19 protein-coding genes are annotated in these 20,886 nt (G+C 49.5%); 10 read left to right on the top strand and 9 right to left on the bottom strand.

Annotation, left to right across the window (positions count from 1 at the left end; genetic code table 11):
- Positions 1-65: 65 nt before the first annotated feature.
- The 4 genes from eda to GS501_RS07510 form a co-directional block, all read right to left on the bottom strand.
- Positions 66-686, bottom strand: coding sequence for a bifunctional 4-hydroxy-2-oxoglutarate aldolase/2-dehydro-3-deoxy-phosphogluconate aldolase (gene eda, locus GS501_RS07495; RefSeq protein ID WP_160831249.1), 621 nt, complete (start codon positions 684-686; stop codon positions 66-68).
- Positions 683-2,548, bottom strand: coding sequence for a phosphogluconate dehydratase (gene edd, locus GS501_RS07500; RefSeq protein ID WP_160831250.1), 1,866 nt, complete (start codon positions 2,546-2,548; stop codon positions 683-685). The genes eda and edd overlap by 4 nt, the downstream gene beginning before the upstream one ends.
- 328 nt (positions 2,549-2,876) lie before the next feature.
- The gene (locus tag GS501_RS10140; protein ID WP_160831251.1) at positions 2,877-4,799 is read right to left on the bottom strand and encodes a transglycosylase SLT domain-containing protein; all 1,923 of its coding nucleotides are present in this window, start codon (positions 4,797-4,799) and stop codon (positions 2,877-2,879) included.
- A 109-nt stretch (positions 4,800-4,908) separates the two neighbouring features.
- Positions 4,909-5,694, bottom strand: a complete 786-nt coding sequence (locus GS501_RS07510) for a uracil-DNA glycosylase family protein (RefSeq protein WP_370517967.1) — start codon at positions 5,692-5,694, stop codon at positions 4,909-4,911.
- 246 nt (positions 5,695-5,940) lie between these two features.
- Here GS501_RS07510 and GS501_RS07515 point away from each other — a divergent pair, with 246 nt between their 5' ends.
- Positions 5,941-6,846 carry a 4-(cytidine 5'-diphospho)-2-C-methyl-D-erythritol kinase gene (locus GS501_RS07515; RefSeq protein ID WP_160831253.1) on the top strand — a complete coding sequence of 302 codons (906 nt, stop codon included), beginning with the start codon at positions 5,941-5,943 and terminating at the stop codon, positions 6,844-6,846.
- 72 nt (positions 6,847-6,918) lie between these two features.
- Here GS501_RS07515 and GS501_RS07520 read toward each other — a convergent pair whose 3' ends face one another.
- Genes GS501_RS07520 through GS501_RS07530 form a run of 3 tightly spaced genes read right to left on the bottom strand, consistent with a single transcriptional unit; the run spans position 6,919 to position 9,065 of the window.
- Positions 6,919-7,419 carry a hypothetical protein gene (locus GS501_RS07520; RefSeq protein ID WP_370517968.1) on the bottom strand — a complete coding sequence of 167 codons (501 nt, stop codon included), beginning with the start codon at positions 7,417-7,419 and terminating at the stop codon, positions 6,919-6,921.
- A 36-nt stretch (positions 7,420-7,455) separates the two neighbouring features.
- On the bottom strand, positions 7,456-8,727 hold the full coding sequence (locus GS501_RS07525) for an ammonium transporter (RefSeq protein ID WP_160831254.1): 1,272 nt from the start codon (positions 8,725-8,727) through the stop codon (positions 7,456-7,458).
- Positions 8,727-9,065 (bottom strand): P-II family nitrogen regulator, encoded by a 339-nt coding sequence (locus GS501_RS07530; protein WP_160831255.1) that lies wholly within the window; start codon positions 9,063-9,065, stop codon positions 8,727-8,729. The genes GS501_RS07525 and GS501_RS07530 overlap by 1 nt, the downstream gene beginning before the upstream one ends.
- Positions 9,066-9,257: 192 nt before the next feature.
- Here GS501_RS07530 and GS501_RS07535 point away from each other — a divergent pair, with 192 nt between their 5' ends.
- Both GS501_RS07535 and cysE read left to right on the top strand, forming a co-directional pair.
- A complete protein-coding gene (locus GS501_RS07535) occupies positions 9,258-10,478 on the top strand; it encodes an FAD-dependent monooxygenase (RefSeq protein ID WP_160831256.1) in 1,221 nt (406 codons plus the stop codon).
- 6 nt (positions 10,479-10,484) lie between these two features.
- Positions 10,485-11,258: a serine O-acetyltransferase gene (cysE, locus tag GS501_RS07540; RefSeq protein ID WP_160831257.1), complete on the top strand. Its 774-nt coding sequence runs from the start codon at positions 10,485-10,487 to the stop codon at positions 11,256-11,258.
- Between the two features lie 410 nt (positions 11,259-11,668).
- On the opposite strand, the gene GS501_RS07545 is transcribed toward cysE, so the two are convergent.
- Positions 11,669-12,829 (bottom strand): aldose epimerase family protein, encoded by a 1,161-nt coding sequence (locus GS501_RS07545; RefSeq protein ID WP_160831258.1) that lies wholly within the window; start codon positions 12,827-12,829, stop codon positions 11,669-11,671.
- A gap of 392 nt (positions 12,830-13,221) precedes the next feature.
- On the opposite strand from GS501_RS07545, the gene GS501_RS07550 reads away from it, so the two are divergent.
- The 4 genes from GS501_RS07550 (at position 13,222) to tgt (ending at position 17,013) form a co-directional block, all read left to right on the top strand.
- Positions 13,222-14,025 carry a VacJ family lipoprotein gene (locus tag GS501_RS07550; RefSeq protein WP_160831259.1) on the top strand — a complete coding sequence of 268 codons (804 nt, stop codon included), beginning with the start codon at positions 13,222-13,224 and terminating at the stop codon, positions 14,023-14,025.
- A gap of 53 nt (positions 14,026-14,078) precedes the next feature.
- The gene (locus tag GS501_RS07555; protein ID WP_237442468.1) at positions 14,079-14,690 is read left to right on the top strand and encodes a phospholipid-binding protein MlaC; all 612 of its coding nucleotides are present in this window, start codon (positions 14,079-14,081) and stop codon (positions 14,688-14,690) included.
- A gap of 68 nt (positions 14,691-14,758) precedes the next feature.
- Entirely contained in the window at positions 14,759-15,814 is a 1,056-nt protein-coding gene (queA, locus tag GS501_RS07560) for a tRNA preQ1(34) S-adenosylmethionine ribosyltransferase-isomerase QueA (protein ID WP_160831260.1), read from the top strand.
- 50 nt (positions 15,815-15,864) lie between these two features.
- On the top strand, positions 15,865-17,013 hold the full coding sequence (gene tgt / locus GS501_RS07565) for a tRNA guanosine(34) transglycosylase Tgt (RefSeq protein ID WP_160831450.1): 1,149 nt from the start codon (positions 15,865-15,867) through the stop codon (positions 17,011-17,013).
- Between the two features lie 43 nt (positions 17,014-17,056).
- Here the strand turns inward: tgt and GS501_RS07570 are convergent, their stop codons facing one another.
- Positions 17,057-18,124: a purine nucleoside permease gene (locus GS501_RS07570; RefSeq protein ID WP_237442469.1), complete on the bottom strand. Its 1,068-nt coding sequence runs from the start codon at positions 18,122-18,124 to the stop codon at positions 17,057-17,059.
- Between the two features lie 468 nt (positions 18,125-18,592).
- Here GS501_RS07570 and GS501_RS07575 point away from each other — a divergent pair, with 468 nt between their 5' ends.
- The 3 genes from GS501_RS07575 to GS501_RS07585 are packed head-to-tail and all read left to right on the top strand — an operon-like array spanning position 18,593 to position 20,874.
- Positions 18,593-19,732, top strand: a complete 1,140-nt coding sequence (locus tag GS501_RS07575) for an acyl-CoA dehydrogenase family protein (RefSeq protein ID WP_237442470.1) — start codon at positions 18,593-18,595, stop codon at positions 19,730-19,732.
- Between the two features lie 22 nt (positions 19,733-19,754).
- Positions 19,755-20,027, top strand: coding sequence for a ribbon-helix-helix domain-containing protein (locus tag GS501_RS07580; protein ID WP_160831263.1), 273 nt, complete (start codon positions 19,755-19,757; stop codon positions 20,025-20,027).
- Between the two features lie 16 nt (positions 20,028-20,043).
- Complete coding sequence (locus tag GS501_RS07585; protein WP_160831264.1) at positions 20,044-20,874, top strand: TerB family tellurite resistance protein; 831 nt, start codon at positions 20,044-20,046, stop codon at positions 20,872-20,874.
- Positions 20,875-20,886: the final 12 nt, after the last annotated feature.

Here is a 20,886-nt window from a genome sequence, read left to right on the forward strand (position 1 = left end):
CACCTCGCACAGACAAAAGAGCTTTTTACAACCCCTCCGTCTTATCCTGAGAACTTCCGCGGGTACTAGCGAATACCCAGGGCTTTTGCACGCTCTGCGATCACATCAGGGGCCGCATTTCCGGCTGTTAACCAAGAACCACCAACACACCCAACTGTTGGCAGGGCCAACCAATCCTTATAGGTCGCCTCGGTGATACCACCTGTCGGACAGAAGCGAACACCAAGGTTACCAAAAACAGCGGACAATCCTTTAAGGGCAGGAATACCACCATTCGTCATAGCAGGGAAAAACTTAAAGCGACGCAGCCCTAAATCCAACCCCATCATGATATCGCTCGCATTCGCCGTGCCAGGAAGGAACGGAATATCACGGTCAATAGCAGCTTCGGCCAAAGATTTTGTAATGCCTGGGCTTACGATAAACTTCGCACCAGCCTTCATAGCTTCGTCAAGCTGCTTCGGGTTCAGAACTGTACCAGCTCCAACCAAAGCACCTTCAACCTTTGACATTTCTGCAATCACATCCAATGCGGATTTCGTGCGCAATGTCACCTCTAGGGTAGAAACCCCATGAGCCACCAATGCCTCAGCAATCGGGCGAGCTTTCGCTGGATCCTCAACTACCAACACAGGCATAACCGGGCTGCGATCCATCACAGCATCAATTCTTGAGATGTAGCTCATACCTCGGCCTCCTCGCCAATATTATCGCCGATCGCCGCAATCTCGCGATCCATCGCAGCTTGCATAGCCGATCCGCCTTCTTCAGCCGTTGGAGCAAAATCACGCATCAACGTGAACAGCTCTCGACCCGTTCCCAGTGGAGCACGATGAGGTTTAGTCAGCGCACGAGCTTCCCATTCCTTCGGATCCACCTTGGCCTCAAGGACACCTTCACGAGCACAGAGACGTACCACATCACCATCACGCAAGCGTGCTAATGGGCCACCCATCTGAGCTTCAGGTCCGACATGAACCGCTGCTGGCACCTTACCACTAGCCCCAGACAAACGACCATCTGTGACCAAAGCAACCTTAAAGCCACGATCCATTTGTACACCCAACGATGGAATCAAGCCATGCAATTCTGGCATACCATTGGCGCGTGGACCTTGGCCGATCACGACAACGATCACATCCTTGTCCAGCTCACCAGCCTGCTGAGCACGCTTGACCGCACTTTGCGTATCAAACACACGAACTGGAGCTTCGATCGTCAGGTAATCATCTGAGACAGCACTGGTTTTATAAACACCACGTCCCAGGTTCCCCTGAACGAGCTGGATACCACCACCTGGATGGAAAGGTTCAGCCAAGCCACGCAGAATTTCACGATCAGTTGACGGTGCTGCTGGTTTATAGACAACCTTCTTATCGTCACCCAATGATGCCCGCTTTGCATAGTCATCAAGACCATTCGGTGCAATCGTCTTCACATCGCGATGCAACAAGCCGGCTTCTGTCAGCTCTTTAATGACGGTTGGTAATCCACCAACTTCATTAAATTTGTTCACATCAGATGGGCCACTTGGATAAATCTTGCACAAGGTCGGCACGATCGCAGACAATTGTGCAAAATCTTCCCAATCCACGATGATACCAGCAGCGCGAGCGACGGCTGGAATATGGATAGTATGGTTTGTAGAACCACCCGTTGCCATCAAGCCAACAATCGCATTCACAATAGCCTTTTCATTGACGACCTCGGCCATCGGGCGGCAATCGCTGCTCTGCGTACCAATCTCAACTAAGCGATGCACACCAGCGCGTGTCATAGCCTGACGCAATGGTGTATCAACCTCAATAAAAGACGAGTCTGGCATCATTAAGCCAAGGAACTCTGCCATCATCTGGTTTGTATTGGCTGTTCCGTAGAAGGTGCAGGTCCCATCGCTATGATACGAAGCACTCTCAGCTTGCATCAATTCTTCGCGACCAATCTTGCCCTGTACGTAAAGCTGACGAATACGGACCTTTTCCTTATTCGGCAAACCAGAGGTCATGGGCCCTGAAGGGATCAACATCCCTGGCAAATGACCAAAACGCAAAGCCCCCATCAACAATCCAGGGACGATTTTATCGCAAATCCCTAAAAGGGCGACCCCTTCGTACATGCCATGGCTCAAACCTACAGCTGTAGATTGAGCAATGACATCACGTGAAAAGAGGGAAAGGTCCATCCCCTCTTGCCCTTGGGTAACACCATCGCACATTGCTGGCGCACCACCAGCAACCTGCGCCGTTGCACCAACTTCACGGGCAAAGATCTTCATCTGCTCGGGATAATGCTCATACGGCTGATGCGCCGAGAGCATATCGTTAAACGTTGAGATAATCCCAATATTCATGCTTTTAGGATGCATCAGACTATCTTTGTCCGATGTAGCCGCTGCCACAGCATGGGCGATGTTACTACACGATAAACGTGGTCGTGACACACCCTTGGCACGGTTACGCTCCATCAGAGCAAGATAACGGCGGCGTGAGACTTTCGACCGCTCGATGATCCTAGCAGTTACACTCTCAACAACGGAATTCAGAGACATTGAAGCACTCGCTGTTCGGCTGACACCCCACAGACAGACGGGATAATTCCCCCTGAGAGACACGGCATCGTATTGTCATCCGCACACCCCCCCTAAACAATTCGGAGGGTATCGCAGGCCCTTGTTTACCGGAAAATCAGCGGCACGGGCAAGCGTGTCACGCATGTTGTTCTTTCCTACCCCCCCAGAGAAACTCTCATATCTCCTGGGGGAACTGTGGAAATATTGTGGAAAAGCCCTCATAAAAGGGCCCTTTAAGGTTTTATCCCCTCATAGGAAATTCTCTTTTACGAAAGAAAAATTTATAATTTATAGTTTTGACCAGCCCCTAGCTAGGCGAATCTTGCCCCAGCTCTTCTTCTTGAAAAGTAGGCCAACGCCCTTCCGACAAAGCAGCCAGCGAGGGGGAGTCGACATCCATACGAGAGCCATACAGCCATGACGTCAGCAATACATTATGCACATACTGACGTGTCTCACTGTTAGGTAAGGATTCCATATAATATAGCGGATCTCTTGGGCGCTCTTTTTGCTGTCCTTCCCAACGGACTATTGCCTGTGGCCCTGCGTTATACGATGCCAAAACACGCAACAGATCACCGCCTGTCGTCCCCTCTTCCCCTGTGGTTTTAGCAACAGCCTCAGCAAGATATTTCAAATATAATTGGCCAACATCCAGATTATATCCCGCCTCTTTTAAACGATCCACCATATCTGGGGGGACAGGAATCACAGCGATACCATTAGAATCTAAGTCAATATGCTGTGCTGTCACAAAACTCGCTGTTTTCGGCATAATTTGCATCATGCCGTAGGCCCCAGCAGCGGAAGAAGCGCCAGCATCAAAATTGGATTCCATACGCGCTACGGCATAGACAAGAGCCGGATTTAAACGAAATCCATGACGCGGTTTCAGTGCTGGAAGCGGTGTCACACTTTCCTTGAAATCTTGACGGCCTGTTTGTTTTAAAGCGCGCCCCATTTGTTCAGCTAACGCATCCATCCCCGCTTCTTGCACAACCATTTGAAGAGAACGTGCCTTAATCGGATTTGATAAGGTTGTCGCCCACATGCGACGAGCCAATATTTCAGCGCGTCCCTGCTCACCTACTTGCACTAACGCAAAAAAATGACGCCCTTCATCCAAACTCAGGACAGTGCTCGTATCCACTTTACTCAGCGCAGGTCGAACCCCATGCGTTTCAACAACAGGAATAACTCTCGAGATGGAATGCGTTGCGTGCCGACCTCTTTCAAGCAGCTGTGCTGCAAGTAACCCATAAAAACTTTCTGCATGTGCCGCAGCTCGCCGCAACCATGCGACATAAGACGGTGTATCATGACGCTGTCCTTCTACACGCGCTGCCCAGAAAGCCGCTGCTGCTTGCTGATCATCTTCTGTGAGAGGGGCATTTGCGGCGGCCTCAAAAAGAGAATAGGCCTTATCGAGCTGCCCTTCATGCCAAGCGGCTAATCCACCAACAAAAGCCGGACCTCCGACTTTATGACCACTTTTCTCAAAGCCATCAGTCCCAATCCGAAGCGCGGGGGATATAGCTCCCTGACTCAATAAGTCGAGGGCCACATCACCATAAAGCCGACCCGCATAGACCGGCGTCATCCCAGGCGTCGTATTCACTAAATTTAAAGCGCTGTCCGCACCACGAACACCGCGCGAGGCTCTTTCTTGCACCGTATGGTCTAACTCAGCGTTCCGCTCTGGATCATCGTCCAATGGCGATGAACTGTCTCCCTTCAGAACCACGTCCATGTTATTTAACGCAAGATTCTGATGAGATATTCCAGTGGGCGATGAACCAGGCGTTAAACGCTGCAAAAGCATAGAGATCGCAGCAACATCAGGAGACTGCGGATAAGATTTTAACCAAGCCTTTAACGCAGCAATCGAAGCGTGGTTCGACAAGTGTATATAACGTTCTGCCAGGAGATCCGGCATTAACACGCGATCCGTCACTGAAGCGGTAACGCGCTCTGCTTGTGTAAGACGACCTTCACGAATAAGGCGAAATGCTAAACGGTACTGCTCCATCGCCCGTCCAGAAAGCGGCCGCGGAAACACCACCTCACTCTGAACAATGGGAAAAGAAGAGCCAGAACCGGTTAGATCATCACCAGGAATATATGGCGTTTGGGGCGGTATAACCACACCCTGCCCCTGCGCCGAGCGGAATGAGGCGCCCGTCATCATGACTGCACTCGCCATAACAGCATGCAGTGATGCAACAGACACCCGCAATAGTATCCTTCGCATAATACGTGAAGGGGTAACCCTCTTCAAAGCATAAGGTCAAGTTTTTAGAGAAAGGAGACCTTTTTACTATCCCAAAAACACATCCCAATTACCCATGGCGAACTGGAATATTATCGTCCAAAGTTTCAGCTAACACCAAAAGATCCTGCCAAAATTTTCGACGCGTCGTTTCACCTCCCACAAGCTTCAAAGGATGAAAAAGCGGTAGTAATGACACAGGACCCGACAGCCCCGGCAAAAAGATCTCTGTCCATTTTCCCCTGGCTTGATTGAAAGAAACAGCCTCTCCCAACAAAAGCTGCACCGGCGTTATCCCCATTGTCACAATCCGTTGAGGCATTGCTAAGGTGAGAGACCGATGCAAGATAGGCTGACACACATCCAGCTCACGCGCTGCCACCTTCCGACCACCTGGGGGGCGCCATGGGATGGCAGGTACCATTGATAACTCTTCTCGTCGAAGGCCAATAGAAGCGAGAATTTTTTCTAACAACTCCCCTGACTGCCCAGAAAATAATACGCCCGAGCGATCCTCATCCGCGTCAGGAACTTCTCCAACCAGGACAAACGGGGCCTCCTGCACATAAACAGGATTCAAACGATTCATAGCCGTTCTGGCTAATGTAATATTTTTGAGTCGTTCACTTTTCTGGATCAGTTCATTAAGATCTTTTGCCTTTAAAAGATCTTTCTCTGATACATCTGGAGATGTGTGCTGCGTTGGCACCTCTGGTGCAGATAATGGTTTCTCTAACCTCTGAGAGAATGACGCTAGGGGATTCCAGCATACATCATCAACAATGGCATCAATGCCCCATTCCTGCTGCAATTGCAAAGCGGCAATCACTTCAGCTTTTGTCATTGATGCAAACACAGGCCCCACTTTCCTCGCGCCCTAACCACTATCGCTATTATGTCCCTAAAACAAGATTACCACGCGCGATCACAACAAATAGCAAGGCGAACACAACAGATGATCGATTAAGGACTAACTTATCCTCATGATACGCTTCTCCCTCACAGGGCACGCTCTTCCTTTGTCGGCCTAATCAACCTATCCTCGCACGCTTCATAACACCATCTCGTTCATTCATTTTCTCCTTTCACGAGGGAAGTTTCAATGCCGCTACTTCATGATGAAGCACATGCTAAAATCAATCTTTTCCTCCATGTGACAGGACGACGAGATGATGGTTATCACCTCCTGGATAGTCTTGCTGTATTTGCTGGAGCCGCTGATCATTTAAGCCTTAAAAGAACACACCCAGTCGATTCCGACATTGCCACACTGTCTATTGATGGACGCTTCGCAGCAGGATTACAGTCTAACAAAGATAACTTAATCACGCAGGCAGCACGCCTTTTACATGAAGCTGCCATCCGAGAAGGACAAAACGCTTCCTCTCTGTTACCCGTTCATTTCCAACTCACAAAAGAACTACCCGTTGCGTCTGGAATTGGTGGAGGTTCAGCAGACGCTGCCTGTGCTCTTCGTTTATTATGCCGTTACTGGCAAATACCCTTCGAGATCGCCATACAACAAGCTCCACAACTCGGCGCCGATGTGCCGGTATGCTTAAAACAACGCCCTAAACGCATGGAAGGCATTGGCGATATTCTGACGCCAGCTCCCCCGCTCCCTAACATGGGCATGTTACTAGTTAACCCAGGGGTTTCTGTCTCAACACCCAGTATTTTTAAACGGCTAGCACAAACAACGGGCCTCCAAGAACGTTCCACTCTCTCCTTTCCTAAGGAAGGATGGAATTCATTGCATGCCTTGATATCTTTCCTCCGTGAAACAGCAAATGATCTGCAACCTCACGCAATCGTCCAAGAACCCATTATTCAAACCGTGCTCGACCTTCTTGAAACTCTTCCCAACGCGCGATTTGCACGCATGAGCGGCTCTGGAGCGACATGCTTTGCATTATTTGAGACACCAGATGACGCCTTAGCCGCACAAAAAACACTCTCTCATACCACGCAATCTCATAATTGGTGGCACTGGGCCGGAGCTGTTTGACGCGTCATCGTTATATATGAAAAACCCCAGCTTAATGCTGGGGCTTTTCATAATCATCTAACGTTCAGTCGATTATTTTTTCAGGCGTGCATTGCACTCTGAATAATAACCACCACCCTTCTGAATCCACTTTAGACTACCATTACCACCATTCGCTTTATTCGCGTTATACTGCGCTAGGCATGTTTTCATCCGTGCCTTTCCTGGCGATAACGTGGAATATTCTGATGATACCTGCGTGGGGAACACAACATCACCACGCGCTGCGGGCGCTGCAACGGGAGCTTTATCAGCAGAAGCCTGCGATGGTGTGGCTGGTGCCGCTACCGTCTTTTTCTCTGCATCTTGTGTCTTATCGCTGGAGCACTGAGCACTCTTGAACGCTGCATATTTCTGGCCATTCAGCGTGCCGTCTTTCTTCGCCTGCTGGAAAGCCTTGCGACACTCAGAAGCAGACATCCCCCCCGCAGCTGGAGCAGCATGTGCAATCGTTCCACCCATCACAGAAGCCATCGCGACGGCCAAGAAAAATTTTGTTGGTTTCAACATAACACCCTTAACTTTCTGGTTCATTGTCATCATTCCCTAAAGAATGCCTCTCAACATGGCTTAATTAAGACGTTCTCCATGTTGGGTCATATCGAGACCCTCCAGTTCGTCTTCGTCATTTACACGCATACCGATCGTTACATCCAGTATTTTCACAATCAGCGCGGTTACAATAACGGACCATACAATCGTCACACCAACAGCTACGGCCTGATGCCCTAACTGAGCCAGACTACCCACAACCCCAACGGGATTATCAGCAGTCGCGGAAAGCGGACCGTAAGCCAAAACACCCGTCAATAAGGCCCCAACAATCCCCCCCATGCCATGCACGCCAAAAGCGTCCAGACTGTCATCATATCCCAAACGATTTTTGAGGATGGTTACACTGACAAAGCATACAGTCCCAGCAATCAAACCAATGAGCAATGCCCCACCAGGAAGAACAAAACCAGCAGCTGGTGTCACAGCAACAAGCCCTGCTACAGCACCAGAAACAATGCCCAACGCTGTTGGCTTACCGGCACGCCACCACTCAACGAGCATCCAGGAGACACCTCCTCCAGCAGCCGCAACCTGCGTCGTCAGCATAGCCATCCCTGCACGACCATTTGCCCCAACGGCAGACCCAGCATTAAACCCAAACCAACCAACCCAGAGCAATGAGGCCCCAATAATCGCGTAGGCTAAATTATGCGGTGACATATCTTCGCGGCCTAGACCACGCCTGCGGCCCAGCATGATAGCACATACAAGCCCAGCAACACCGGAATTGATATGCACAACCGTGCCACCAGCAAAATCGACGGCTCCTAAACCAGCAACCCATCCCAGCGGGCTCCATACCCAATGCGCAACGGGAGCATAAACTAAAAGAGACCAAAGGATTGTAAAAAGGCAAAGGGCAGAAAACTTAATACGCTCTGCAAAAGCCCCTGTAATCAACGCGGGAGTAATAATCGCAAACGTCATCTGATACATAAGATAGACGCTCTCAGGGATCGTCATCGCTGTAGGCGTGGACGATCCCGCCCCCAACGTAAAGGCTCCATCACTTCCCTTCTGAAAATGATCAGCAATTCCCTTCAAGAAAAAACGGGAAAAATCACCAATCCATGCATTTCCCGTTGAAAAAGCGAGGCTATAACCCAACACCATCCACACTATGGAGGCAATGCAACAAATCCCAAAAGATTGGGCGAGTGTTGACAAAACATTCTTACGACGAACCATCCCCGCGTAAAACAAAGCCAGTCCCGGAATGGTCATAAGCAACACTAATGCTGTACTAACCAGCATCCATGCTGTATCGCCTGTATCAATAGCCCGCATTACAACGCCCCTTCGCCACTTTCCCCCGTACGAATACGGATGACTTGCTCCAAACTTGTCACCACGATTTTTCCATCCCCAATCCGCCCCGTTCGAGCAGCCTGAGAAATCGCTTCAATGACGTCTGGGACACGCGCAGCAGGCACAGCAGCCTCTACTTTAATTTTTGCCACAAAACTAATATTGTATTCTGCGCCACGATAAATTTCCGTTTGCCCTTTTTGCCGTCCAAAACCACGCACTTCTGTAATGGTCAGCCCTTGGACGCCAACATCGCCCAGCGCCTCTCGAACATCATCAAGTTTAAATGGCTTAATAATCGCCGTTACAAGTTTCAAAGCCTTACACTCCTCTCGTTCACCCCAGACACATCGTTTTTTTAACTTCTGACAAAAACCCTCCCCGAGCAGCCTTAGGAAACCCTTTAATCTTATTTCTTAAAATATCGTGCCACTTCCAGAACGATCTGCAAAGTCTTTCTTTTCGCGGTTGCACCCGTTAGGTAAGGGAAGCTTAAAAAGGGAAGCGTCATGGCAGAAGAATACGATATTTGCATCAATGGTGGAGGCCCAATAGGCAGCACTCTCGCCTGCCTGCTCGCACAAAGCGGTATGAGGATACTCCTACTTGAGCGCCATGCTTTTACAACCACGCTTCAACCTGCGCTTGATGGACGGGCTTATGCTCTGGCTGAGGGCGTACGGCCACTCCTGGAAGAAGCTGGTATCTGGGCGCATCTTCCTGCCCCCCCTCAGCCAATCCAGCATATCCATGTTCTTGATGGGCAGGGCCGTTACCCTGCGGTGTCTCCCTTGAGCGTCACAAATGGCCTGACTTTTACCCCAGATGATGCTCCAGAGAATCGTCATTTCGGGTGGATGGTTGAAGCGCCTAATTTGCTCGCCTCTATTGGGCGGACTATCTCCCATTACGAAACTCTTGATGTCCGAGCTCCTGAGACAGGAAAGTTCACTTTCTCTCCTCATCATGCCTCCATCGCACTCACATCGGGGGAAAGAGTCAGAGCTAAGCTCGTCATCGCCGCAGATGGTCGCGGCTCTACCCTCCGCCAACAGGTAAAGATCGGCCTTACGCGCATTCCCTATCACAAACATGCACTTGTCGCTGTTCTCGCCCATGAACACCCCCATGACGGAGCTGCATTAGAAAATTTTCTTCCTCAAGGTCCTTTTGCTCGCCTTCCTCTCCCAGCCACGACACAACATCCTCACCGCTCTGCCATCGTATGGACAGATACAGCAGAACGTATTCATCATTTTTCTCATCTCCCTGATAATGCCTTTGCTCGCCACGTGCGTCATCGCCTGGGACAAGAGAATCTTGGGACACTTACGCCTATAGGCAAGCGTTGGACCTATCCCCTCGCTTCACAATACGCCCATCGTTATATCGCAACGCGTTTACTGCTCATTGGCGATGCAGCACATGGCCTACATCCAGTCGCTGGCCAAGGGATGAATCTCGGTTTCCGTGATGTGCGCACTCTTTCCTCCCTCTTGAAAGAAGCTTTCTTGCAAGGGGATGATTTTGGCGATACGGCCTTTTTGGAAAAATATCAGCGTCACACACGTCCTGGAAACTTGCTTATGCTCGCTGGCTGTGACGTGATGGAACGGTTATTCAGCAATCAAAATCTGCTTCTATCGGCTTCACGTCGCTTAGGGTTAAAAGCTCTGCAGCGTATGCCGCATTTACGACGGTATTTTGTTCAGAAAGCAATGGGCCTCTAAAGAACCATGCACGATAATTTTTCATATTTATCCTCTGACGATACACTAAATTTGAATGAATTTTGGACAATCGTACAGTCTCAAGCCTGTGGTTGTTCCGATGCTCTTATTCGCGACCTTTTCGCCGTAAATATCTGTGACCATGCGGACTTCTCATCCGCACTCGCATCGCTGCTCGGCGCAAAATTAACTGATCGCGCAATGGCAGAACCTGTCCTCACAGATCTCGTACTCACCTGTGTAAAAGAAGACCCCAATATCGTCACGGCAGCAGCCTTTGATATTTTAGCCACACAAGAACGAGACCCCGCATGCCCAGACTGGGCGACGCCTTTTCTCTTTTTTAAGGGATGGCAAGCCCTACAAGCCTACCGCATTGCTCATCACTTATGGTTACAAGGCCGCCATCCCCTAGCCTATCATTTCCAAAGCCGTGTTAATGAACGTTTCGGCATTGATATCCACCCTGCGGCTAAACTCGGGAAAAGAATGAGCATTGACCATGGCACTGGAATTGTCATTGGTGAAACGACCATTGTGGAGGACGATGTGTCCCTTTTCCAAAACGTAACCCTTGGCGGTAGAGGAACAGAACACGGCCAGCGACACCCCATTATCCGCCGAGGATGCCTCATTGGTGCTGGAGCAAAAATTCTTGGACGTTTAGAAATTGGTGCCTATGCCCGCATTGGTGCAGCGTCCGTTGTTTTAGAAGATATTCCCTCTCGCGCGACGGCGGTTGGAAATCCCGCACGTATCATCAAATCAAACGCTCAATAAATTCTCACTCTAATTACGCTTCAAACAGTTATCCCCAAAAAAGAGGACAAGTCGGGGCACCACCTTGTGCATGTTCTTGGGGAAGATGTGAATAACTTCTCTTGTTCACTTTTAGAACATGTCAAACCACCGGAAAATGCTCAATATCTTATCCACAGTAGCAAAAAACAGTCTTGCTCCTGCCTCACCCTAAAAATTTCTTTTATCGACATGTGATCCCTAAAAACCTTTACTATCAAGCAAAGGGAAAAGGATGACACACCACAGGAAAGTTATCCCCAATTTAGGGGATAGCTCCGGGCATCACCCTGTGTGCAACCAAGGGATAAGTGTGAACAGAATGCGTTACCCCTTGGAAAATAGCCGTTTTTAGTGTCTAATTTCTGAACACAACAGGAAGATCTATGCCTTTAATCATGAGCGAAATGGAACACTGTTGTATAATCGTATACTTCCCCAGGCTTTAACTCTGTGCTTGGGAAATCGGGATGGTTAGGGCTATCTGGATAATGCTCCGGCTCGAACGCAAGCGCATCACCTTGGCGATAAGCGTGCCCTGATGGTCCAACATATCGGCCATCAATAGAATTACTGGTGTAAACCTGTAGACCTGGTTGATTTGTCGAAATTTCCATGACACGACCAGAACGTGGGTCACTCACGCGAGCCGCTAGATACAGTGTCTTGCTCGGCGGCACATTAAGCACCCAGCACTTATCATAACCACGTGGTGCAACCATCTGTGGGTCACGACTCCGCAAGCGCTCTGCAATACTATGAGGCGTCCGGAAATCGAAAGGTGTATTATCAACCGACGCTAACGTTCCCAAGGGAATTGAATTCGCATCCGTCGGTACATAACGATCTGAAAAAACCTGCAAGATCTCAGGTTCAATCGTTCCGGACCCTTCGCCGTTCAGGTTCCAGTAATTATGGGTTGATAAATTCACAACAGTCGGTGCATCCGTCTTTGCTTTAAAGTTCAAGCTTAGACTGTCATCCGCACTCAGCATGTAGGTCACTGTCGTCGTCAAATTTCCAGGAAATCCTTGATCTCCATCTGGACTGACTAACTTCAACTTTACATAAGCCCCTGATTGGTCACTTCCTGTGCCTACGATTGTCCATAGTTTTCGATCAAAACTATCAAAACCACCATGCAAAGTATTGGGAGGATTATTTATAGGTGTATGGTACGTTTTACCCTCAAGAGTGAAGGTTCCGTTTGCCAATCTATTCGCATAACGCCCCAAAATAGCTCCAAAATGAGGATCATCATTGTGGGCAACGTAACCATCCAGCGTTGAGAACCCGAGCGCTACGTTCGCAATTTTACCATGGCGATCGGGAATCTCGACAGACTGAAGAATCCCTCCATAACTCAAAATACGTATTTTCAATCCATGGTCGTTGCTCAATGTAACCGCTTTAACCACTTTCCCATTAGGTAGATGCGCTACACTGGCCACTTGGACCCGAGGACGAGCATTGGCGCCACCACTCATCATGCCCCCGCAGGCTAGGGCAGAAAACGATAACAGCCAAATACGATTACTAAAAAAACGAGGCATAATTCCTCTCCCGTCCATTATTCAATCCATGCCGCCTCCATGCTGACAGCCACGATCACCAAACGATACCTGCTGTTTGATCACCTAAAATAAAGCCGCCGAAAACGCCATGACTGGAATACTGGCACCCAAACGATGCAAAAATGCAATCCTCAGATATTAATTATCATCCCTGCAATGATTTACGTAGAAAAAGGGGATGCGCGGTAGATAACAATATGCCATATAGTCAGGCCATAGCGCGGTCACCGCCGGCTTATAGGATGATAGTGTCTTTGGTTAATTCTTCATGCATCAGGGCATAGCGACTTTCGTCTCAGCTTGTTGTCGAGGAAAAAACGTTGACGATGAAGGTATTTGTAAGTTCTTATCAGGACAGGAGCGGCAGCAATATGGCGTGCAGACGTAGCACAACGCAGCGTAAAATGGGAAGAACTAACACAGTTCGCGCCTTAGCCGGTTGTTTAGCTCTCCTCAGTGTCAGTGCATGTGGCTCTCTTCGGAATCCCCCTCCTAAAGACCCTGAAGCTCTCGCAGACTATAAAGCCGCTAACGACCCTTATGAACCGTTAAATCGTAAAATGTTTAGCGTGAATATGTGGGCCTATCATAAGGCATTACGTCCAGTTGGACGGTTCTGGAAAAATAATATCCCGCGGCCCATACGCCACTCTATCGCTAACCTGAATGAAACGTGGCGGGAACCTTCTGTTTTCTTCTCGGACGTTGGTGCAGGCAAACCACGACGCGCTGGGGATGCCTTCATGCGGTACCTCATCAACATGACAGCCGGCGTTGCAGGCTTCTTTGATGTCGCGAGCTTGGCTGGCTACCCACAACATGAAACTGACCCAGGTATGGTGCTAGGGATGTGGGGTGTAAAAAGTGGCCCCTATCTTTTCATCCCCTTCTCCGGCCCGACGAGTTTCCGTGACGCTGCCGGCTACATTATTAGTCAGGGGTTGACGCCCATCAACTATGCACCACGCGGTTACGGCTTGATTAGTTTTAACTGGGGCTACAATATTCTTGGAACCTTCAACCAGTTTGCTGACGAGACTGATCAGTTAGATCAGTTGGAACATGAGAGTCTTGACCCCTATGCTTTCCTGCGCAGTGCTTGGCAGCAAAATCGTCAGTCCCAGATTGACGCCCTTAAAGCTGATAATCGTGCTACCGTACCTGATTGGTATTAAACCATTTAGATTCGTTCCTTATGACAACTCCTAATAACCGGGAGGACTCCTCTATGATGCTCCGCCGCTTTACACGCCGCACCATGCTGGGGGCTGCTTGCCTGCTCACACTCCTCCCAGGCCTAGCTTCTGCTAGCCCTGCGACTGATTTTGTATCGTCCTTTGGCGGAGATTTGGCTCACGTCCTTAATTCTAGTGAACCTGTTTCTCAAAAACGTGAGGAGATACTCCCTCTTTTACGCAAGAATGTAGATATCCAAGGCATTGGACGCTATGTCTTGGGACGTTATTGGCGGGTTGCCACACCAGCACAGCGTACGCGTTACCTTACTTTGTTCGAAGATGTGTTGCTCTACGCTGTTACGGTAAGAATGGGGAGCTATCAGCAGGTCTCTCTCAAGATACTTGGTGAAGTGCCTTCCCCTGCCGGAACAAAAGTGACTGTGTCCGTCGAGCGACCAAGACAACCTAGCATCATTTTAACGACTGTCGTCAGTGGGAACCCACCGAAGGTTGTTGACCTTTATGGGGAAGGTGCGAGCATGCGCATGACGCAGCGGAGCGACTACACAGCGTTCCTCTCACGCCATGGTGGACAAGTTCAAACTCTGATTGATGCCCTGTCAAATCAGGTAGCACGCAATAGAAACGTAAGCAGTAATTAATTCGTGTACCATTTTAAATGATGAGAAGGGTTGATGATCCCTTCTCATCAGCTTAGAGAGGCAACGTCATGACTGATGATCTTGCCTCTTTTGATTTTGATCTCCCCCGCACACTCATTGCTACCGAACCTGCACGCCCCCGGGATAGAGCTCGTTTGCTTCACGTAACGCCTCAGTTAGATGCTGCGCCTCATCTCGATACTCATCGCGTGCACCACCTGCCAGATCTCCTCCGCGAAGGAGATCTTTTAGTAGCCAATAACACGGAAGTTATCCGTGCCAAATTAGAGGCTCAACGCGGCGAAGCGAAAATCGGCATCACCTTGGATCGCATTTTGCCGGAAGGACAATGGCATGCCTTGGCACGTAATGCACGCAGGCTAAAGACCGGCGATCTCCTCCACTTTGGGGATGATCCTGTCACAGCAACCATCCTCACAAATGAAGGCGATGGCGCTGTTACGCTTCATTTTTCTGTAGAAGGTGACGCGTTTGATACGTTTTTAGAGCGTAAGGGCGCTCTCGCCCTTCCACCCTATATCGCGCGCCCCCAAGGGCCAACAGAAGCTGATACATCGGACTATCGCACCATTTTTTCGCGCTATCGTGGCGCAGTTGCGGCTCCCACGGCTGGACTTCATTTTACGGATGACCTTTTAGACGCCCTAGCACGGCGCGGAATTCAGCAGCGCACGCTCACCCTCCATGTCGGTGCTGGAACATTTCTCCCCGTCCGCTCAAGCATTACTGAACATAAAATGCACGCGGAATGGGGTCATATTGATGACGATACAGTCCGCGCTATTAATGATACAAAAGCACGAGGTGGTCGTATTGTTGCTGTTGGTACAACCACATTACGCCTTCTAGAAAGTGCAACATCCGACGATGGCCAATTACGCCCATGGTCAGGTGAGACCTCAATTTTCATTAAACCTGGCTATCGTTTCCGTCTCGTTGACGCCTTGATGACCAACTTCCACCTTCCACGGTCCACACTCTTCATGTTGGTATGTGCCTTCAGTGGAACAACAACCATGCAAGCAGCCTATCAACGCGCCATTGCTGATGGCATGCGGTTCTATTCCTACGGTGATGCCTGCCTTTTGGAGCGCCTCCCATGATCATCTCCACTGACGACACAATCCGTCCTGACTTTACGCCTTCTGAGCAAATGTATTGGCAACGCGATGCGCAATGTGGGCAGGCGCGTGCTGGTTGGTTATTTACCCGTCACGGTCGTATTCCCACCCCCACCTTTATGCCTGTTGGAACTGTGGGAACCGTCAAAGGAGTGACAACGGACTCGCTTCGAGCAATCGGCGCAGGAATCATACTTGGCAACACCTATCATCTCATGCTCCGCCCCACAGCAGAACGTGTACAACGTTTAGGCGGATTGCACCGTATGATGGATTGGCCTGGACCTATTCTGACAGACTCAGGTGGGTTCCAGGTCATGTCCCTTGGGCCATTACGGAAATTGGATGAAGACGGCGTTACATTTCGTTCCCACATTGATGGAAGCAAGCACCGCCTTACGCCAGAAAGCTCGACAGACATTCAATTCAAGCTCGACGCAACCATCACAATGGCTTTTGATGAATGTCCAGCACTCCCTGCCACTAAGGATGTTCTTAAAGACTCTATGGAACGCTCCATGCGTTGGGCCGCACGTTCTCGCGAGGCTTTTGCAGCCCGCCCAGGCTATGGCCAATTCGGCATTGTACAAGGCGGGACAGAGCCAGAGTTGCGAGAAGCTTCCGTAAAGGCGCTCCGCTCAATCGGGTTCGAAGGATATGCCATCGGCGGCCTCGCTGTTGGTGAAGGACAAGAACTAATGTTCTCTACCTTGGACTATACAACGCCTATCCTGCCTGAAGATCAGCCGCGTTACCTTATGGGAGTTGGAACACCTGATGACCTCCTCGGTGCTGTTATGCGTGGCTGTGACATGTTCGATTGTGTCATGCCATCTCGGGCTGGGCGTACGGCCCGCGCCTATACCGAGCGCGGCACGATGAACCTCCGTAATGCGCGTTTCGCAGAAGATACACGCCCTATCTCCCCAGAAGATGATAGCCCACTGGCTGGACGTTATTCACGTGCTTATCTTCACCATCTTTTCCGCGCCAATGAAATGCTGGGCCCTATGCTCCTTACATTACATAACTTGGCCTATTATCAACGTCTTATGCGCCAAATACGCGCTGCGATCGTAGCGGGAACCCTAGAACAGCTTGCCCGATCTCTACGCCATCAATGGTCATTAGGAGACTGGAGCGAGGACGAGTTCCCAAGGCCACATTACACACCCGATTGATCTTGCTTCACTACCGTAAAACAGACCTCATCAGCTCCACATTCTAAGGGACATGCGTCTCATAATATCCCCAATGCGTGGCAAGCTCTTTGACAACAGGGCTTGCTACCCGATAGGCAGAATCGGTTGAGGCATACAGGCCTGCAAAATTTTCCTCATGTTCTTCATCCACCAGCATACTCGCCGGCTGGCGCCCTGGTGGAGGCATGTCAAAATTACTGGCCGTTCGTAAAATGAGAATACGCTGAGGATCAACCCGTCCTGATTTCCCCTGCAGCGTTAGTGCTTGGCATAATGCAACATCCTCTTCAGCCGTCGTCGCCATACGCCCCTGACCATCGGTCCAGTAACGCACCCAACGCTCAGCCCAATCATTCATACGGGCTCCAACCCAGAAAATTTCAGTGGAAAGAGTATCGCCCATGATAACATGCGCTCTGTCTAAGGCATGAGGAAAGTTTTTATAAGGCTGACGCATCATTATAAGCTTTTGATTATCCGGCAAAATCACATTTTGTGTCAGCCGGTAAGCCCACTGCACAAGAGACGGTTTCAACGTAAACAGCATATCCCCTGCGATCGAATGTATGGGAGGGCGTGGCCGCTCATCGGGGGTACTTCCCTGTACAGGCGTAAAACCATCTGACCATGATGATGGGATCTCACGCGCATCAATCAAATGGGCAATACCACCATTAACGACATGCTCAGCCCATGCTGCTGTCGCAACTGTGCCTGCTCGTGGATCAATGCCAGCAATGCCCGCCAATACAAAATAGGCATGATGCAAATCAAAACGAGGATCTAAACTCAGCGCCGTCATAGCCTCTGCCATGTGGGTCGGCCCCTCCCCACTCACCACACCTAATACGTGAAGGTTAGGATTATACCGCAATACCTCATGCGCCATTCCCGGCGCAGGAAAGCCTTCCGATAACGGCAATTTTTCAACCCAATTTTGGAATTCTCCGGGCAAGTCCCCAGAATCATGACCGAGTTCAAATGTCGTTACAACAACCACGCGCACAGGGAGCGGCGCCGATGCCTGTACATTCAGAGATGCGGCACACGCAACAACACTTCCCTTCATCAGCAAAGCCATTGCGACCATAAGCCATCTAATAATGAAACATTTCCTCATATAAATCACTTCTCAAAAGGGTTGTAATATGGCTGACATGCCAACCTATTAAACATCAGACGAAAATTTTAGAATATTTTGGGGTATTCTCTCATAGAGTCGGATATCCTACGCATGAACTATTATAAAATATATTTTATAATTCCGTTACATTCACTCTTATATTTTTAAGGAACAGAGACGTTAAGATATAAAATCAAATACATATACACTCTATTAAGAATAAGTGAGAAATATAAACCTTATTACATCTGTTAAAATATCATCTGTTTTTTCATAAGTTATAAAAATACCCCTCAATTACCGTATAATGTAACTAATGCATATCTGCTTCACGCTGGTACAACTACTCTATAGCAGCATATCTTCCATATAGTGCTGCGATTACCTCTACCCACTTGAAGCTTCGCATCTTAGCGGCCGCACAGGAAAATGCTCATGACGCACTTCTCTTCACGTTGGCATGACCATCCGGCATTGGACGCCCTCGTAAAGCAACTCTCTGAACGCGCCCCCCACTATGACCGTGTTGGAGAAATTGCCTTCGAAAATATCGAAATTTTGCGGAATGCAGGATATTTCTCGCTTGCTGTACCAAAAGAGTATGGCGGCGGAGGAATATCTTTTTACGATATGACTGTCATCGTGGAGAAAATAGCTAAAGGGGACCCTTCAACTGCCCTCATTTTAGCGATGCAATATCTTCACACAACATCAATTGCGACATCACCAACATGGCCTCCTACCATCCGAGAAGAAATATTACTCGATATTTTTCGGCATGGTTCGCTCATTAATGCCCTGCGTGTAGAGCCTGACCTTGGCACCCCCTCACGAGGTGGTATTCCCCATACACGCCTGACCCGTGCTGGAAAGGATTGGCATCTAACAGGTCAAAAAATTTTTTCTACCGGTTCGTCTGCATTACGTTGGGGATTAGTCTGGTGCGCAACAGATGAAACGCCACAACGCGTTGGACAAGTATTAGTAAGGCTCGATCAACCAGGCATTTCTATTGAGAAAAGTTGGCACCATCTGGGAATGCGTGCGACAGGAAGTGACACATTTATTTTCCAAAAAGTCAAAATCCCAGACCGCCATCTTGTCAATGTCGTCTCAGTCGAAGAAGGAAATCCCGAAACTCCAGATCTCTCCATCTGGCATGCCCTTCTTCTTTCGCATCTCTATAATGCTATTGCTCATTCAGCCCGTGATTGGTTTATTTCCTTTCTCCATAAACGCACCCCCTCTGGCTTGGGGAAACCTCTCGCGACACTTCCACGCTTTCATACCATTGTGGGAGAAATTGATTCCCTCCTTTTATCCAATACGGCACTTCTCGACCACGCACACAAAGCAGACATCTCCCTTCCCGAAGCCTCTCAAATTAAGCGTCTTGTCACAGAGCAAGCAATCAAAGCCGTTAATCGCGCTATTGAAGTCACGGGAAATCCAGGTTTGGATCAAAATAACCCTTTAGAACGACATTATCGTAACGTTCTCTGTGGGCGCATACATTCTCCACAAGGCGACACGGTTCTAGAAACAGCCGGACGTTTAGCACTTCAACGGTCATGAAGCTCGGGAAATTGTTTCTACAATGAGCGTATTGCAAAAACGTAGTTTCAGTCTGTCAGGCCATCGCACCTCTATTGCTCTGGAAAAAGAGTTTTGGTGCGTATTACGCCACAAGGCGAACAGAGAAGCCTCTTCTTTGGCGGCTTTCGTTGCCACTATTGATGCACAACGGTTGCCTGAACATAGCTTAGCGTCGCTTCTTCGCTTAATAGCGCTACGCCACGCAGCGTCTCATGGTATGGTGGTTTTTGAAGAACTCTATTCCGCCGCCTCATCAGAAATGATAGGAAGGTAAAAAATGCGGGGGCAGTATGGCTTTCTGGGGTAAAATGTTTGGTGGAACAGCAGGCTTTGCCGTCGGGGGACCTTTTGGTAGCCTGATGGGGCTTGCTTTAGGCCATTTAGCGGATAAAAAACAACTTCTAACACCTCCCTCAGGATCATGGGGTACCCATTTTGATGCTAATGGACGGCCGGACCCCAATAATGCTGCTTTTTTCACGGCAGCTAAAATCGCCTCCGTTCTAGGGAAAAGAGATCAACTTTACGGCCTCGGCCTTATTGCGCTCTGTGCTAAGCTCGCGAAGATTGATGGTCCTGTTCAAAAATCTGAGATCAATACTTTCAAGCTGTTATTCCGTTTCCCGGAAGAAAGCATGCGTGAAGTCGGTCTTATGTTCGATCGCTCTCGCGAACGCACTGATGACTTTGAGATGTATGCGCGTGAAATGGGAAAGGCTTTTTCAGATAAGCCCGAACCCCTCGAAACGTTGCTAAGTGCTCTCTTTCGTATTGCCCGCGCTGATCTTCCCCCAGGAGCCCCACTCCATCCAGCAGAAGATGACTTTCTGCGGCGGGTCCATAAAGCATTTCGTCTTTCCGCTCGCGCGTGGGACCGCGCTGAAAGCGGCCAAGCGAGCTCAACCGGAAGTGATACCCCAGACGCCTATCGTGTCCTCGGCATTGCCCGCTCCGCCACAGATCAAGATGTCAAACAACGTTGGCGTATACTCATTCGGGAATACCACCCCGACGTCCTCGCCCGGCGCCCCATGACCGCCGCACAACGCCTTGCTGCCCAGGAACGCATAGCCCAAATTAATGCGGCGTGGGACCGCATCAAACGCGATAGAGGTCTATAAAACTCCGTATTT

The organism is Saccharibacter sp. 17.LH.SD, assembly GCF_009834805.1.
GTDB lineage: Bacteria > Pseudomonadota > Alphaproteobacteria > Acetobacterales > Acetobacteraceae > Saccharibacter.